Raw genomic sequence first — 14790 nt, 5'->3', positions numbered from 1 at the left:
TTATACACGTGACCATCGGAATGGGTTCCCTCCTCTGGGCATTTGTGACCCCAAATGTGACCCCAAATGTGACCCCAGATTATGCCGTAGCGGGAAAAAAGACGCATTCTCGCGAGAATGTTTGAGGGGGAAAATAAAAATGGCATCCCCATCGGGATTCGAACCCGAGTTGCCGGGATGAAAACCCGGTGTCCTAGGCCTCTAGACGATAGGGACGCCTGAAAAGTGTTTCTTAATATACTGCTCTCTTTGAAGTTTGCAAGAGGGGAAAGGAGATTTTTTCTTCTTTTTTTCGATTTTTTTTCCTGTCCTTCGGCTTTTTCCCGATTTTTTTCCCTCGACGGCTTGCAAAAACGCAAAATCAAACTATTTTAATAAGGCATGGCGGCTTAGCTCAGTTGGTTAGAGCGTCGGAATCATAATCCGCAGGTCCCTGGTTCGAATCCTGGAGCCGCTACCATTTCTGGTTGATTGGCGGCTTAGCTCAGTTGGTTAGAGCGTCGGAATCATAATCCGCAGGTCCCTGGTTCGAATCCTGGAGCCGCTACCACCTTTTGCAGTCCCGGATTTTCCGGGACTGTTTTTTTCCATCCGGCAGAGAAATTATTCGGCATCACTTCCCGGAAAATGAAAATAAAAAACCGGAGGACCCATGCCAGGTTTCCTCCGGTTGTCCTTCCCGCCCGCGGAAGGAAATTCAGCAGTTGACTTCTTCCAGATATTCGCTGATGCGGGCGGCCATGGAGTTCTGATTGATCCGGATGATTTTCATCTCGCGCTCGACGCTTGCGGGCGCGTCGGAGGCGTGGGCCGTATTGACCATGACGTTGCTGCCGAAATCGCGGCGAACCGTGCCGCCCGGCGCTTTCGAGGGATCGGTCGGCCCGAGCACGGAACGGATCTTCGCAATCGCATTCGGTCCCTCATAAATGAGAACAAGGCACTTCGCCTGCGCGTTCTGGAGTTTCTTCTCCTCCTCGGTGCACTCTTCGGGACGGCGGCCGGACATGAACTCGATCAGCTGTGAGAACTGGTCATCGGCGAACGGAATGCCGACCGACTGCGTCAGACTCTCAACCGAATTTTCCGGCAGCGTGATGCCGAACTTCTCCTCGAAGAGCTCTTTCGCCTGTGCGGCGATCTTCGGGGCGAGCTTGCTGCGCAGCGCATTCTGAACCGAGCCGTAGAACTCGAGCGCGTCATTGACGCTCATGCGGTGCACCTTGCAGCCGACGATGCGCAGTCCGGTGCGGCTGAGCATGTCGATGATGTTGCCGGGGCGGCTCGAGGGACAGCGCCAGTTGTCCGGCTTGATGATGACCAGCGTACGCTCATCATTCGGCCCGGAGCCGAGCGAATTGTCGATGAGATTCGGCGCCGATGCCGCGAAATCCGCAAAGATTTTGAGTTTGGTCAGCGCCTCCCGCCGGTTCGGCGGAGTCAGAACCGCCGGCTCGAAATAGCGGACGATCGCGGGATTTTCCTTGTCCTCGACCACATCGGCGTAGGTGTCGCGCAGCGTCTCTCCGGCGCTGATGCTCTTCGGGGAATGGGGGGAGAGGCGGCCGGTGATTTCCGTGAGTTTGCGGCAGGCGTCCTCGCCGCGGAAGAGCAGCATGAGCGTGCGCTCCTTGCGTCCGTCCTCGCGCGGGGGGAAGTTTTCGCGCACATAGTCGGCGAGCATCTTGCCGGTCTCTTTCGCATCCTCCATCGCCTCGAGACTCCGCGCGTACTGTTCGGTCACTTCCGGGGTGAACGCCAGCACCTGCGCACCGATGAATTCAAGATCGGTCCGGGACATCAATCGCGCGATGATACCGCCAGTGCGGGATTTCAGAAGACTGTAGGGCGTGATGATGATATACGATACTTCGATTGCCATGACGATTCCCTTCCCATTTCTCGCGGAAAAACAAAAGCACCTCCGGAATTCCCGTCCCGGAAGTTGCCTGCAAATAACGGTGATCCAATAATATACCACCATTTTCCGCATTCGGCAAATCGGAAACGGGGTTTCCCGGAGAAAAAGTGCGCGCGAGGGAACGGGAATCAGGCCGGATCGGCGGAGAGGTCGAGCTCATCGCGGAACCAGCGGCTCAACAGTTCCGCCGCGGGCTTGCCGTCGACCGTGAACCCCTTGTCTCCGGCGGGATCGCTGCGCATGGAGGGGCGGTCGTTCTGCTCGTCCCATTTCCAGAGCAGCATGCCGTTCCACCACGGTTCGCGGCCGAAGAGGCGGATGACCGCTTCGAGGTAGTTCGACTGCTCCTGACCGTCGTATCCGCCCTCGTTCTCCCAGAAATAGGGGAGCCGGGCGGCGCCGGAGGTCGAAGCGCAGCCGCATTCGCCCATGTAGAAGGGCTTCCCGTAGATCCGGGCGAAGCGGCGGTTGCGTTCGAGATGGGGTTTGAGTCCCTCCATCATCTCCTGCACGGTTGCGCCGATTTTCTTTGTGGCGGGGTCGTAATTGCTGCACCCGAGCGAGTCGAGCGCAAAGAGCCAGCAGTTCGGATCAGCGGCGAGCCGGTCGGCGAAATCGAACAGGGCGCAATCGGAGAAAGACGAGGTCAGGTGTCCGTGGTAAATTTTCCGGGTTTCCTCGATGATGTGCAGCCAGTGGGCGGACTGCGGAAGCGTGTGGTTGAGTTCGCTGTCGAGTCCGTAGGCTTCGCAGCCGGTGCGTTCGGCCATTCCGGCGTAGTGGCGGGTCAGATCGAGATAGCTCTCGAACCAGAGCTGCCAGTAGTGGAACGGTTTGCCGGGGATGATCACGCCGTCGTCGGGGAACGGGGCGAGGTGAACACGCTGAAGACCGTCCCAGCACTCGATCATGGGGCGGAGCATGACCTTGACGCCGCGCTTATGAAAGCGGTCGATCGTCTGAATCAGCTCGTCGTCGGAGGGGGTGATGCGGAAATCGCGGAACTGCCGGGTGGAGACGAACGTCTCCTGCATGACGGTTGAGATCAGGCAGACCCACGGAGTGCCGAGCGCGGCGATTTTGTCGATCTGCCGCACTCCCTCCGGCGAGGAGTAATACCCGTTCCGCGCGTAAAAGCCGAAATTCACGCCCTTGAAAAAAATTCGATCCATGGAAAACTCTCTACTTTCTGTGATTCCACAATACAAGGCGGAGGAAACCGATCCCCCCGCCGATGAAATTCCTGCTGTTCTGTTTCACGGCCATTGCACTCCGGAGCAGAAAACTCCGCCTCACTCTCCGGAGAACGTGACGCTTTCCGGGCCGACGAGATAGAGGATCGAGCCGGTGGCCGTCACTTTTTCACCGGAATTCGGAGCAGGGCGCGTTTCACCGAGATGATTCATCGCAGCGGTGACGTCCCCGTCGATTCTGAGGGTGACTGGAGCCCCCTCCTGCCGGTTGTAAGCGCTCCAGAGCGCCCAGACCCGCGTATGGTCCGGCCGCGTCCAGGTTGCAAGGCAGATGTCGTTCCGCATGGTGATCCGGGGAACGGTCGACCCGCCGGGCAGCAGCCGGGTCAGCGTTTTCAGCGCCTGATACGCGAATTTCGGCCGGTTGTCGCGGTCGAGAAGTCCGAAGTGCGACTCGAAATGGTTCCGGGCGCGGCCGGTGTCCCGGAAACAGTACCAGAAGATGCGCTCCGCTCCCGCCGCAAACCCGCAGAGATAAGCGCGCGGCAGAAACTCCCCCTGCTTTTCCCGGTTCGTGTGATAGATGTTCGCTCCGGTCATCATGATGACGTTGCCCTTGAGATCGCTGTTGAGCCGGTAGATGCCGGCCAGCGGGAACGTACCGTTTTCGCCGTCGGCTTCGAGCAGCGGGATGAACCGGTCGCCGGGTTTCAGATTGCGCGTGCTCAGAAAACGTCCGGCGCGGGTCGAATCCTTGTCGCTCCAGCGGAACTTCTCCCGGAATGCGGCGGCGGGCCGCTGATTGGTTTCAGCCTTGGGCACGGCCGGATTGGTCCACCAGGCGTCCCAGCCGATGTGGAAGTCGGCCATGTACTTATCGTTGACCTGAACTTCGCGGCAGCCGCCCTTTCCGTCGAGCTGCATGTCGAAATAGAACGGCAGCCCGGAGGGGAGCACGAGGGTCCCGCCGTCCCGGACGTAGCGGACCAGCTCCGGAATGTACGCCAGAACGAACTTCTCGTGCCGGGCCGGAATCAGCACCGGAAATTTCTTCGGATCGAGAGTCTTGAGCTCTTCGAGCGAGATCCGGTGAATCCCGGCGAACTCCGGGAAATTCTCCGCCGAAAAGTTGTCCATCCCCTGAATGAATCCCCGTTTGGCGTCGCAGACCAGCGCGATTCTGATGTCCGCGGGTTCGAGCCCGAGCGTTCTCACCGCTTCCGGCAGGATGTCGAGGTAGAACGCCGGGGTCGGGGTGGCGCTCCAGCCGACCTCCGAAATCCAGACCGGTTTGTCGCCGACACCGTACTGTTTCATCAGCTCCTGAAGCGGCTGAAGCAACTGGGGCATCTGCTCCGGAACGGAACAGTACGGGTGGACGTTCATCACATCGAAGTGGCGGTGGGCGCCGCGTTTGAAGGTCTTTTCAACCCAGTCGACCGGAACCCCCGCCAGTCCGGCGTAGACGACCTGCAGCTCCGGATCGACCGTTTTCAGCTCCCGCCACGCCCGTTCCAACAGCGGGGCGTACTCCTCCGCGGTCGGATTCCATGCTCCGCCGGCGTTCGGTTCGTTGCAGAACTCCCAGTATCGGATCTGCTCCCCGTACTTTTCCGCGTTCCGGCGCACAAACCGCCCGAAATCGTCCAGATGATTCCAGGCCCATTGCCCGAACTTCGGCTGATTGCCCGGGAGGATCGGCAGAAAATCCATTCCTCCCCGGAAGATGTTTTCGATCAGGAGATCGTATTTCGGATTGAATTTCCCGGGAGCGTCTTCCTGATAGCGCCAGTCCCAGTCGGAGCGGACCATGGAGACGCCCGCCTCCTGCATCAGCGGATAAAGTTTCGGAGCATCCCACTTCTCTCCCCGGGTCACGTGGCAGCAGACCCCGTACGGTTCGTCGACGAGGCGCGCCTCCTCCGCCGCACCTCCGGGGAGGGAGGCAAAACAGAACCCCGCACTCAGCAGAAAAGTGGCAAAAAACGATTTCATCTCAATTTCCGTTTTCATATTGGCCCAGTCAGTAGGAGAGTACAATGCCGTCGGCCGTGCACGCCTTCATCTTGAACGGCTGATTCCACAGTTCCGTTGCGGAACGGGAGTCGACATGGCCGTCCCCCATCGTCAGAGTGCAGCGGTTCTGGTGGCGCAGAGAGGGGAGCCCGGCCTCTTCACCGTCCGGGGTCACATATCCTCTGCTCTCGTTCGTCTTGTTCCAGCAGTTCGAATTGTCCGCCAGAACCGGCAGCTCCGACGGTCGGCGAACCCGGGAGATTTTAATGAAGTACGGGGGCGTGGAACTCGGAATGATCTCCGCAAAATCCGCATAGGTCTCTCTTCCAAGATACGGGGCGGGTTTCATCCAGAGCATGCCGTACATTCCGACATAGGCGGTGGCGTAACTGTTGGTGGGGTTGTAAGCCCACGGCGGAGCGCTCGGGCACTGCATCGCCCGGATCGTCAGGTACGACAGTGCATGGTGCTCATAATCGGGAACCTCCCCTTTTATCGCGAACAGAACAAACCAGCTCCACCGGGGATCTTCGTTCGCAACGGTCACGAAATAGTCGTTGTAATCCCCCGCATACAGCATCTGGGCTGCGACCACCTGTTTCTGATTGTTCACGCATTTGGACGCTTTGCCCCGTTCCCGCGCCTGATTCAGCGCCGGCAGCAGCATCGCCGCCAGAATCGCGATGATCGCAATCACGACCAGCAACTCAATCAGTGTGAATTTGACCGCACTCTTCATGATCGACCTCCCGAAATAAAGTTTTTCCCGGCTCTTTCCGGGATATTGTAATGAAAGTTTGAATCTCATTGATCGCCGCCTTTCCGTTGTTTTTATGATCCGTGCTGTTATAATTATACCTGAAACCGGATTTGAAAACAATCAGGAAACCGGATATATTATGAAATAAATTGAAACAAAAGGTGCGCGCATGAAAAAGATCACCGCCCGGAAAATCGCCGCCATGGCCGGAGTCTCCCCCGCGACCGTATCGAGGGCGCTCAACAACTCCCCCCTGGTCGAGGTTCAGACCCGCAGCACCATTCTGGAGATCGCCCGGAAAACCGGATTTACACTGCCCCATGACCTGAAAAATCCCACCATCGCCGTGATCGGGGATTTCTTTCCCGGCGATGCCATCGGATACGGCTATTACAGCTCGCTCTTTTCGCTGATCTACACGGAGATCACCCGGCGCGGCGGCCATGTCGAACTGGTCTCCGCCCAGGATCTGAAACTGCTCAACGACCGCGTCATCCAGGGAGCGATCAATTACTCCACCTCCCAGCTCGACATCTCCTCCCGATGGTACGACACCTTCGGAATTCCGCTTGTGAACATCAATCAGGCCTTCAACTCCGACAACGAAATCGGAGCGGTCGTCATCGACACCGGGGAGGCCACCCGGGAAGCCATCGATTGCTTCTGGCGGCGCGGACACCGCAGAATCGCCTATCTGAGCAGCGAAACCAGACGGGCGGAGAGCATCAAAGGCTCCCGCCGGATGTTCCATTATGAGTCGGCCATGCGAGCTCACGGCGTCGAAGAGCTCGACGAACTCATGTTCTTCGGATCGGACGACACCCTGGAAAAAAATCTGCGCAGCATTCTCGCAAGAAACATCACCGCCGTCCTGGTTCCGAACGAAATGACCAGCATCCGGCTGGAGATTTTTCTGCACAAACTTCACGCCCGGATTCCGGAGGATCTCTCCATCGTATCCTGGGAGTGCCCCATCATCTCGGAAGCGCTCCGTCCGCCCCGCAGCACCATCTGTCACGACTATCAGGCGGCCGCGCGGGAGGCGGTTTCGCTGCTCTACGAAATGATGTTCCGAAAACGCCCCGCCAGAACCATCTCCGTCCCGTCGAAATTCATCGATCGGAAAAGCATTTTTGACATTTCAGCATCGGAAAAAGCATCGGTTACCGCCCCCGGGGAAACGATGATCCAGAAAAAAATCCTCTCCGCTTTGTCGGAACGCCCGATGTCGCGCCGCGAACTGGCCGCCAGTCTCGGGATCTCCCCGGAAAACGGCAACTTCCGGAAGTGTCTGGGAGTTCTCGTGAAAAAACACCTCGTCGCTCTGGAAAATACCGCGGATCCCCACTCCCGGAATCAACGCTATCTGCCGGCAGCCTCCGCAAAATAAACAAAAACCCGCAGGAAACATCTCTGCTTTCTGCGGGAACATGAGAATCCACCGAACTTTTTCACGGCAACCGGAGCCGCCACGTGCACTGCGTCAGATACGCGAACGCCATCAGCGCCAGCGCCACCAGCGCGAGACGCGGCGCGAATTCCCGGTACTCCGTGTATTTCGGCTGTTCGACAACGGTTTTTTCGAGCCGGTTGATCTCCTCCATCACCTGTTTCATTCCCTCGGCGTCGGCGGCGCGGAAGTAGCGGCCGCCCGTGATGTCCGCGAGTTCCTGCAGAAGCTTCTCGTCGAAACTCCCCTCCTGGCGCTGAATCATCCCGCCGAAGACGCCGACCGCGTTGTCGCTGCCGATTCCGACCGTGTGAATGACCACGTTGAACTTCTTCGCAAGTTCCGCAGCCTGCTCCGGCGTAAGCCGGTTCCGCGCGGTGTTTGCGCCGTCCGTGAAGAGCACGAGCACACGGCGCGGCGCATCCGAGTCTTTCAGTCGGCTCACACCGGTTCCGAGCGCCGAGGCGATTCCGGTCAAATCACCAAGCACTCCCGGCTCCAGACTCTTCAGATGTGAGAAGAGCCACGCATGATCGAGCGTCGGCGGCGCGAGATTGTAGGCCGCCTCCGCAAACCCGACCAGACCGATCCGGTCGTTCGGGCGGGCCTCGATGAATTTGCGGATCTCATCTTTCGCAACGTCGAGCCGGTTCTTCAAACTGCCGTCCTTGATCGCGTTCACAAGCTGGCGACCCGATCGGATCTCCGACGGAACGTCGTACGCCGCCATGCTGCCGGAGAGGTCGATCGCCAGTACGATGTCGATTCCCTGCGAACGGATCAGAAACTTTTCGTTTCCGATGCGCGGGCGCGCAAGCGCAACGATCGTCACCCCCAGCGCCAGCAGCATCAGCGTGAGCGGAATTCCCGGACGCCGCGCCGCGCGAACATGGGTGAACGGCTCCACCGTCGACACCGTGATCGACGGCTGCTTCTGGCGGTACACGCAGTACAATCCGATCAGCGGCAGCAGCAGAAGCAGCAGCAAAACCCACGGATAGGCGAATTCCATCATTTCGCACCTCCTTTCGGGTCGGCGGGACGGGTCGACTCGACCAGTTTCCGGGCACTCTCGATCGCCTGTTCCAGCAATCCGGCTTCCGGCGCCAGCGCCGCAAATTTCACGCGGTCGGCCGCCTCAAGAAACTCCCGCAGGAACGGGCGCTCCGACTCCGGCAGCTCCGAACCATCCCGATCGAAATCCGCCAGAAATTCCGGCGTGGTGCGGGTCGAAACCTGTATGCCGAACCGCTCCTCAAGATACCCGCGGATGAGATCCGTCAGCTTCGCCACACCCTCCTCCGGAGAAATCCGCCCGGCCTTCGATTCGAGCGCAAGCTCCGCCAGAAGAGCGAGCGTTCGCTCCGGCAGCGACAACTTCGGAGCACGACGGCGACGCAACAACAGCAGCACAATCACAACGATCGCGGCAACTGCTCCGGCAGCGATCCACCAGATCCGGTTCGACTTCTGCGGCAACTCAATTGCACCGGCCAGTTCCAGTTCCGTCCCCGGTTCCGGAGGAGTGAGCACTGCGGTGAAGCCGGGAATCTTGATTTCTCCACGCTCCGGCGGATCTCCGGAGAGTTCCAGCTCCAGAACTCCGGCCTTGACCGCACCATCGCGCAGCGCGCACAGCTCGAACGAGATCCGCCACGTCCGGCGCGTGAAATGCCATCCGGTCCGTTCGATGCGAACCCCTCCGACTGCGAGCGAACCCTCTCCGGGTTTGAGCTCCGCACTGTCGATTGAACGGCAGAGCGGCAGCGTGAACTCCACACTCCCTGCGACCGGAGCACCGACTTCGATCTCTCCGGCCCGGGCGAGAACCGCCTCAACAGGAAGCTCCGTCTCTCCGGACACCCGGAAACTCAACAGCCATCCGGCCCCGTAAACCAGCAGCGGCAAAACAACCACCACCGCGACGACCGCAGAAAAGATCCATTTCCATTGCTTCATGGTTCACCCCCTGCCCGCCTGGCGGCGCCGCCGGGAAAAGAACTCCACCATCGGCAGCAGCACATCCCGGTTGTTTCCGATTTCCACGAGGTCGACGCGTGCTCGGCGGCAAACCTCCCGACGCGCGCGCCGGGCGGCGTCAAATGCCTCATCAAGTTTCTTCAGCGCCCGTTTTCCGCCTCCAAACCGGATCTGACGGCCGGTCTCGGCATCCTCCACAACGACCGGCAGGAGCGACGGCCACCGCTTCTCGGTGGGGTCGACGATTCCGGCCACAATCACGTCGTGCTTACGGTTCAGAATCTTCAGGCTCATTTCAAAGTTCTGCGTATCGATCAAATCGCTCAGAAGAAAAACGACACTGCGCTTCTTGAGCAGTTGCGCACTCTCCCGCAGCGCAAGGTCGATGTTCGTCCCTTTCGACACGGGCTGGAACGCGAGCATTTCGCGAATCAGCCGCAGCGTGTGGCTGCGCCCCGATTTCGGAGGAACGTAGAGTTCGATCCGGTCGCTGAACATCAGCAGCCCGACCTTGTCGCCGTTGCGGGCGGCGCTGAACGCGAGGATCGCCGCGAGCTCCGCGGCGGTCTGCCGCTTGTTCCGCTCCGCCGACCCGAACACGCCGGAGGCGGAGACGTCGACCAGCAGCAGCACGGAGAGTTCGCGCTCCTCGACATACTTCTTCACATACGGGGCCCCCATCCGCGCCGACACGTTCCAGTCGATATCGCGGACGTCGTCCTCGACGGTGTACTCCCGGACCTCCTCGAATTCGATGCCGCGCCCCTTGAAGGCGCTGCGATACGCACCTCCGGTGATTTCATCGACCATGCGGTTCGTGCGGATTTCGAGCAGCCGGATCTGTTTGGAAATTTCAGACGGCAGCATGCGCACCTCCTCCCCGGACTAGGGTGTCCGCAGCTCGGAAAGGAGCTTGGCGATCACTGCGTCGGCATTGATGTTCTCGGCTTCGGCCTCGTAGGAGAGCACGATCCTGTGGCGCAGAACCTCAGGTGCGACGTTTTTCACATCCTGCGGCAGCACATACGCTCTGCCCGCGAGCAGCGCCGAAGCGCGGGCCGCGATCGCCAGCGCGATCGACGCACGCGGCGAAGCGCCGAAACTGACCAGACCGTCGAGTTCGCCGAGTTTCGCCCCCGCCTGCCGGTCGGAGAGTTCCGTGCGACAGCCGGGCCGGGTCGCGATAACGAGGTCGAGGATATACTGCACGATCTTCTCGTCAAGATAGACGTTCTCGAGCATCGTTCTCGCACGCAGCACATCGTCGAGCGTCGCAACGGCCGACACATCGGTTACGGGAACCGGCCGCGCCATGCGTTCGATCACGGCGGCTTCGTCGCTGCGCGAAGGATAGCCGACTTCGAGCTTGAACATGAACCGATCGAGCTGCGCCTCCGGCAGCGGATAAGTGCCCTCCTGTTCGATCGGGTTCTGCGTGGCCATCACGAGAAACGGTTTCGGCAGTTTGAAGCATTCGCCCGCGATCGTGATCTGCTTTTCCTGCATCGCTTCGAGCAATGCGCTCTGGACTTTCGCAGGGGCGCGGTTGATCTCGTCCGCAAGGACGATGTTCGCAAAAACCGGCCCGATCCGGGTCGAGAATTCATGCGTTTCAGCATTATAGATGCGTGTGCCTATCACGTCGGCCGGAAGCAGGTCGGGCGTGAACTGCAGCCGGGCAAACGTGCCGGAAAGCGTCTGGGCGAGCGTCTTGACCGCGAGTGTCTTCGCCAGCCCCGGCACACCTTCGAGCAGCACGTGGCCGTCCGCGACCAGCGCGAGCAGCAGCCGGTCGATGAGCTTCTCCTGACCCGCGATGACGCGGCCCATTTCAGTTTTGATCCGCTGAAGCGGCTGGGCGCAGAGTTGCGCTTCCGCCTGGATTCTTTCCATATCTTTTTGTTCCATGAGTTGAACTCCTCTCTCTTCTGTTATGCCGGTTCTCCGTGAACCTGTTAAAGGTAACATAAAAGGTTAACAGATTTTTTCAACCCCTGAAACCATATTTTTATATGGAACTTTTTATAAAATGATGCAAAATGGCCTTTTGACGGAGAAATGACGGATGGAAATGCCATCACGCCGTTTTCATCCGGTAAAAATCAAGGAAGTACATTGATATTCAATAGATTGAAAAAGTGACGGAGAAATGACGGAAAAAGGGTGAAACAGCGGACTTCCCCTCAAAATCACAAAGGGAAATCCGCCGTTTCCGGGAGGCCGATCGTACGGTCAGCCCCGCAAAAAAAGAAATACGCCAACGCGCGCGGCCGAAAACGTCACGCCGCAGTGCCCGGCTCCGCTTTCTGGAACAGCTTCATGAGCAGATCATTCGTGGTGATCATGCCGATGATCTCGGAGGATTTTCCTTTCACGAGCAGCAGCCGCGAGTCGAGCTTTTCGATGTTCTCCGCGAGCAGCAGCTGAAATTCGTCGCCCGAAACGACCGGGGCAGGGCGCAGAAGTCCGCGCCAGTCGCCGTCGTTGAACAGAAGCTGCCGGATCTCCAGCACACCGGCAAACGCCTCCGGATCACTCTCCGAAACGACCGGATAACGCGAATGGGGACTGCGGCGCGCAGTCTCAAGCACTTCGCCGCGCGACATGCCTTCCCGCAGACAGACCATCTCCGCCCGCGGCACCATGAGTTCGCAGATCCGGTCCTCTTTCAGGTCCGGAATCTCCTGAATCGCCTGCTCCTGCGTCGGCGTAATGTGTTTCGCCTGACGCGCCATCGAGGCGAGGGCGTCAAGCTCCTCCTCCATCTCATTCCCGGCGTGTTCCGGCTGTTCTTTTCCCTCGAACGGACGGTTGATAAAGTGGACCAGCCAGATGACCGGGGTCATGAGCACGATCGCAAACTTCAGAATGCGCGCCGTGTGCGCCATCACGAACGCATTGAATCGAACCCCGATCGTCTTCGGCAGAATCTCCGTGTACTGCACCATCAGCACCGTAAAAATCAATGAGAAGAGCCAGATGTAATCACTCCCGTAGAGGCTGTCGAACTGCGCCCCGGCGATCGCCGCGCCGAATGTGTGCGCAGCCGTGTTCAGAATCAGGATGACCGCAATCGGTTTCTCGATGTCGCTCTTGAGTCCCTCGCAGATTCTGCCGAGCCTCGGATGGCGTTTGCTTATCAATGCGAGTTTTCCGGGATTGAGGCTCAAAAGAGCCGCTTCCATCACAGAACAGAGAAAGGAGATACCCATGGCTACCGCCACCGCGGTGATCAACGTCAACATAAAAATTCCTGTTGTTAAAATTGAAACGATCCCCCCGAACCGGTCGACGGGGGATTCCGGGATTTCGCCTGATTGCCGGGCCCCGGTGCCGCTGCATCGTTATCGCATGCGAAGAAAATCAAATCAGACAGGCAAAAGGACCCGCGCGAACCGGCGTTGCATTGAGCAGAACTTCCCGCAAAGTGGAAGAAACCGGCAGACACACCCTGTCCACCGGCAAAGCAACCGGAAAAACCCGCCAATCAAAGGATGGTGCTTCCTCCGCATCACGGAAAATCTTTCCGGACGGAGTCTGACGCGGACGAAGTTTCCCCTGCCGGAGAGCCCGCTTCAGAGTCCGAACTCCTCCGGAAAGCATCTCCGCATCCTCGATGCGCCCCCCCGGAAGAACCGTTTCGCCAAGAGCGCCTTCCCGGAAGATCATCAGGAAAAAGAAACAGACGGCAGGCAGCAGCAGGAAAAAAGAAACGGAAAACAGAAAGAACCGGGCAGCCGTCTGCCCGGAGTTGGTCGCAAATCCGCAATGTTCCGTTCTACTGAAAGTATTCCTCCTGACTTCTTCTAATATATTCCGGTTTCCGGATAATGCAAGCACACTTTTTTCCGGTTTCCGGGAAGAAAGGTTGCTTTTTCTCTCCGGAAGTGGTATACTGTACCCCGGCAAAGGAAAACAGTGGTCATGAATCCCGTACTGATATCACGCGCGGCCGAGCAGCAGGATCTCGACCGGATTCCGAACCGGACCCGGCTGGAAGTGACCTGCCGGGGTGTCCGGCTCATGCTTGAACTGGATATCTTTCATTACGGATGCGACCCGCGGGAGCAGGAGTTCCGCTTCACCCATCCGGCTCCCCCGTTCTGCCGGCTGTTTCACTTCTGCGGACCGGTTTCACCGGGGGCGGAGATCCGGACGGACGGAATACTCCATCAACTTGATGCGGCCGGAATTTATCTCCTGAATGCGGAACATTCGTTCGACGTGCGATATCTTCCAGGTTCGCGTCTCTGTTATGCCCACTTCCGGCTTGTCGATCGTACGCGCCGTTCGGTTTTCCTCGACTCGCCGGGACTGCTCAGGGTGGAAGATTCCGTCACGGCCGCCTGTCTCGAACGGGCATGGCGGAGTGAAAACCCCCTGGCCGTCCAGAACGCGGCGGCCATGGCAGCCTCTCTCTTCCTCGAACCGCTGCTCGAATCCCTGTGCGAACGCAGCGAACTTTTCGCCGGATTCGGACCGATGCTGGCTCTCCTCGACACGGTGCCTCCGGCACAGCTGCGGATCTCCGAACTGGCCGAGGCGATGAATATGACCCCCGGCGCCCTCTCCCGGAGTTTCCGCCGCCGGATCGGAATCCCGCTCAAGGAGTTTCTGAATTCCATCTACCTCGATCGTGCGCGGGAACTGCTCTTCCGCTCCGGCGGAACGATTGCGGACGCCGCCCGGATGCTCGGCCACCGTGACGTTCATTATTTTTACCATGCGTTCCGCAAGTTGACCGGCACATCCCCCGGACAATATCGGGAAAATCAGGAATATTTCAATGGAAAATAAACGCTGTTGTCCTGAAATCGCACCATTCCGCCGCTTTTTCGCAGTTGCTTCGGCGCGGTTTTCTGCTATAATTGATAAGAGACGAAACATTCTCAGAACGGAGGAATCTCGATGAGTCAGTACAAATTTTCCCGGCCAGAATACCACTTCACTGTCCACAGGGGGTGGCTCAACGACCCGAACGGTTTGATCCGGCTCGGAAACGACTATCACATGTTCTTTCAACACAACCCATCCGCGCCCGACTGGGGAAACATGCACTGGGGACATGCCGTGAGCAGTGATCTGCTGCACTGGAAAGAACTTCCGGTCGCTCTTAAACCGAAAAGTCCCGAAGACCTCTGCTTCTCCGGCAGCGCGATTCTCGATACCGAAAACGCCTCCGGATTCGGTTCGACGGAGAATCCCCCGCTGCTGGTCTATTTCACCTCGACCGGTCGCGGAGAGTGCCTCGCTTACAGCCTCGACGGCGGTCTGACGTTCCGGGAGTATGAGAACAATCCGGTCATCCGTCACAACGGACGCGACCCGCGAGTCATTCAATATGCTCCGGGGCACTACGTCATCGCGGTCTATGATGAGGTCAATCACATCGCGTTCTACCGTTCGTCCGACCTCAAGAACTGGACGTTCTGCAGCCGGATCCACGGTTTTTACGAGTGTCCGGAACTGT

General features: G+C 58.7%; 13 protein-coding genes and 3 tRNA genes. 6 read left to right on the top strand and 10 right to left on the bottom strand.

Translation table 11 applies throughout. From position 1 onward, the window contains the following. Window positions 1–140 precede the first annotated feature (140 nt). Window positions 141–216: transfer RNA gene (locus tag Q0K10_RS14725), tRNA-Glu, on the bottom strand. 167 nt (window positions 217–383) lie between these two features. Here Q0K10_RS14725 and Q0K10_RS14720 point away from each other — a divergent pair. Further along, window positions 384–460: transfer RNA gene (locus Q0K10_RS14720), tRNA-Met, on the top strand. A gap of 13 nt (window positions 461–473) precedes the next feature. Then, window positions 474–550: transfer RNA gene (locus Q0K10_RS14715), tRNA-Met, on the top strand. Window positions 551–697: 147 nt separating this feature from the next. Here Q0K10_RS14715 and Q0K10_RS14710 read toward each other — a convergent pair. The 4 genes from Q0K10_RS14710 to Q0K10_RS14695 form a co-directional block, all read right to left on the bottom strand. Beyond that, a complete protein-coding gene (locus Q0K10_RS14710) occupies window positions 698–1882 on the bottom strand; it encodes a nucleoside-diphosphate kinase (RefSeq protein WP_294508584.1) in 1185 nt (394 codons plus the stop codon). Between the two features lie 167 nt (window positions 1883–2049). Beyond that, a complete protein-coding gene (locus Q0K10_RS14705) occupies window positions 2050–3093 on the bottom strand; it encodes a hypothetical protein (protein ID WP_294481967.1) in 1044 nt (347 codons plus the stop codon). Window positions 3094–3213: 120 nt separating this feature from the next. Then, complete coding sequence (locus Q0K10_RS14700) at window positions 3214–5109, bottom strand: glycosyl hydrolase (RefSeq protein ID WP_294508580.1); 1896 nt, start codon at window positions 5107–5109, stop codon at window positions 3214–3216. Window positions 5110–5137: 28 nt separating this feature from the next. Next, window positions 5138–5869, bottom strand: coding sequence for a prepilin-type N-terminal cleavage/methylation domain-containing protein (locus tag Q0K10_RS14695; RefSeq protein ID WP_294508577.1), 732 nt, complete (start codon window positions 5867–5869; stop codon window positions 5138–5140). 190 nt (window positions 5870–6059) lie between these two features. On the opposite strand from Q0K10_RS14695, the gene Q0K10_RS14690 reads away from it, so the two are divergent. After that, complete coding sequence (locus Q0K10_RS14690) at window positions 6060–7280, top strand: substrate-binding domain-containing protein (protein WP_294508574.1); 1221 nt, start codon at window positions 6060–6062, stop codon at window positions 7278–7280. A 61-nt stretch (window positions 7281–7341) separates the two neighbouring features. Here the strand turns inward: Q0K10_RS14690 and Q0K10_RS14685 are convergent, their stop codons facing one another. From Q0K10_RS14685 to Q0K10_RS14665, 5 genes are all read right to left on the bottom strand, one after another. Further along, on the bottom strand, window positions 7342–8355 hold the full coding sequence (locus tag Q0K10_RS14685; protein ID WP_294508571.1) for a VWA domain-containing protein: 1014 nt from the start codon (window positions 8353–8355) through the stop codon (window positions 7342–7344). Continuing rightward, on the bottom strand, window positions 8352–9299 hold the full coding sequence (locus tag Q0K10_RS14680; RefSeq protein ID WP_294508568.1) for a hypothetical protein: 948 nt from the start codon (window positions 9297–9299) through the stop codon (window positions 8352–8354). The genes Q0K10_RS14685 and Q0K10_RS14680 overlap by 4 nt, the downstream gene beginning before the upstream one ends. Window positions 9300–9302: 3 nt before the next feature. Continuing rightward, on the bottom strand, window positions 9303–10187 hold the full coding sequence (locus Q0K10_RS14675; RefSeq protein ID WP_294508564.1) for a DUF58 domain-containing protein: 885 nt from the start codon (window positions 10185–10187) through the stop codon (window positions 9303–9305). Between the two features lie 18 nt (window positions 10188–10205). Continuing rightward, a complete protein-coding gene (locus Q0K10_RS14670) occupies window positions 10206–11228 on the bottom strand; it encodes an AAA family ATPase (protein WP_294508561.1) in 1023 nt (340 codons plus the stop codon). 371 nt (window positions 11229–11599) lie between these two features. Beyond that, window positions 11600–12505 (bottom strand): CNNM domain-containing protein, encoded by a 906-nt coding sequence (locus Q0K10_RS14665; protein ID WP_294508589.1) that lies wholly within the window; start codon window positions 12503–12505, stop codon window positions 11600–11602. Between Q0K10_RS14665 and Q0K10_RS14660 the strand changes: the two genes are divergently transcribed. The 3 genes from Q0K10_RS14660 to Q0K10_RS14650 form a co-directional block, all read left to right on the top strand. Further along, a complete protein-coding gene (locus Q0K10_RS14660; protein WP_294508592.1) occupies window positions 12453–13130 on the top strand; it encodes a hypothetical protein in 678 nt (225 codons plus the stop codon). The genes Q0K10_RS14665 and Q0K10_RS14660 overlap by 53 nt on opposite strands. A 114-nt stretch (window positions 13131–13244) precedes the next feature. Further along, entirely contained in the window at window positions 13245–14117 is an 873-nt protein-coding gene (locus Q0K10_RS14655) for a helix-turn-helix transcriptional regulator (protein ID WP_294508558.1), read from the top strand. A 111-nt stretch (window positions 14118–14228) separates the two neighbouring features. After that, window positions 14229–14790 (top strand): glycoside hydrolase family 32 protein (locus tag Q0K10_RS14650; RefSeq protein WP_294508555.1); only part of this gene is annotated, 562 nt, incomplete at its 3' end.

The sequence above is a fragment of the uncultured Victivallis sp. genome, from assembly GCF_944391105.1.
GTDB lineage: Bacteria > Verrucomicrobiota > Lentisphaeria > Victivallales > Victivallaceae > Victivallis.
Note: the sequence above shows the minus strand (reverse complement) of the source record. Positions and strands in the feature narration are given on the sequence as shown.

Excerpts from the sequence above, each read along its gene's own strand:
- Q0K10_RS14710 (WP_294508584.1), bottom strand. The coding sequence starts at position 1,882 with ATGGCAATCGAAGTATCGTATATCATCATCACGCCCTACAGTCTTCTG.
- Q0K10_RS14705 (WP_294481967.1), bottom strand. The coding sequence starts at position 3,093 with ATGGATCGAATTTTTTTCAAGGGCGTGAATTTCGGCTTTTACGCGCGG.
- Q0K10_RS14700 (WP_294508580.1), bottom strand. The coding sequence starts at position 5,109 with ATGAAATCGTTTTTTGCCACTTTTCTGCTGAGTGCGGGGTTCTGTTTT.
- Q0K10_RS14695 (WP_294508577.1), bottom strand. The coding sequence starts at position 5,869 with ATGAAGAGTGCGGTCAAATTCACACTGATTGAGTTGCTGGTCGTGATT.
- Q0K10_RS14690 (WP_294508574.1), top strand. The coding sequence starts at position 6,060 with ATGAAAAAGATCACCGCCCGGAAAATCGCCGCCATGGCCGGAGTCTCC.
- Q0K10_RS14685 (WP_294508571.1), bottom strand. The coding sequence starts at position 8,355 with ATGATGGAATTCGCCTATCCGTGGGTTTTGCTGCTGCTTCTGCTGCTG.
- Q0K10_RS14680 (WP_294508568.1), bottom strand. The coding sequence starts at position 9,299 with ATGAAGCAATGGAAATGGATCTTTTCTGCGGTCGTCGCGGTGGTGGTT.
- Q0K10_RS14675 (WP_294508564.1), bottom strand. The coding sequence starts at position 10,187 with ATGCTGCCGTCTGAAATTTCCAAACAGATCCGGCTGCTCGAAATCCGC.
- Q0K10_RS14670 (WP_294508561.1), bottom strand. The coding sequence starts at position 11,228 with ATGGAACAAAAAGATATGGAAAGAATCCAGGCGGAAGCGCAACTCTGC.
- Q0K10_RS14665 (WP_294508589.1), bottom strand. The coding sequence starts at position 12,505 with ATGGAAGCGGCTCTTTTGAGCCTCAATCCCGGAAAACTCGCATTGATA.
- Q0K10_RS14655 (WP_294508558.1), top strand. The coding sequence starts at position 13,245 with ATGAATCCCGTACTGATATCACGCGCGGCCGAGCAGCAGGATCTCGAC.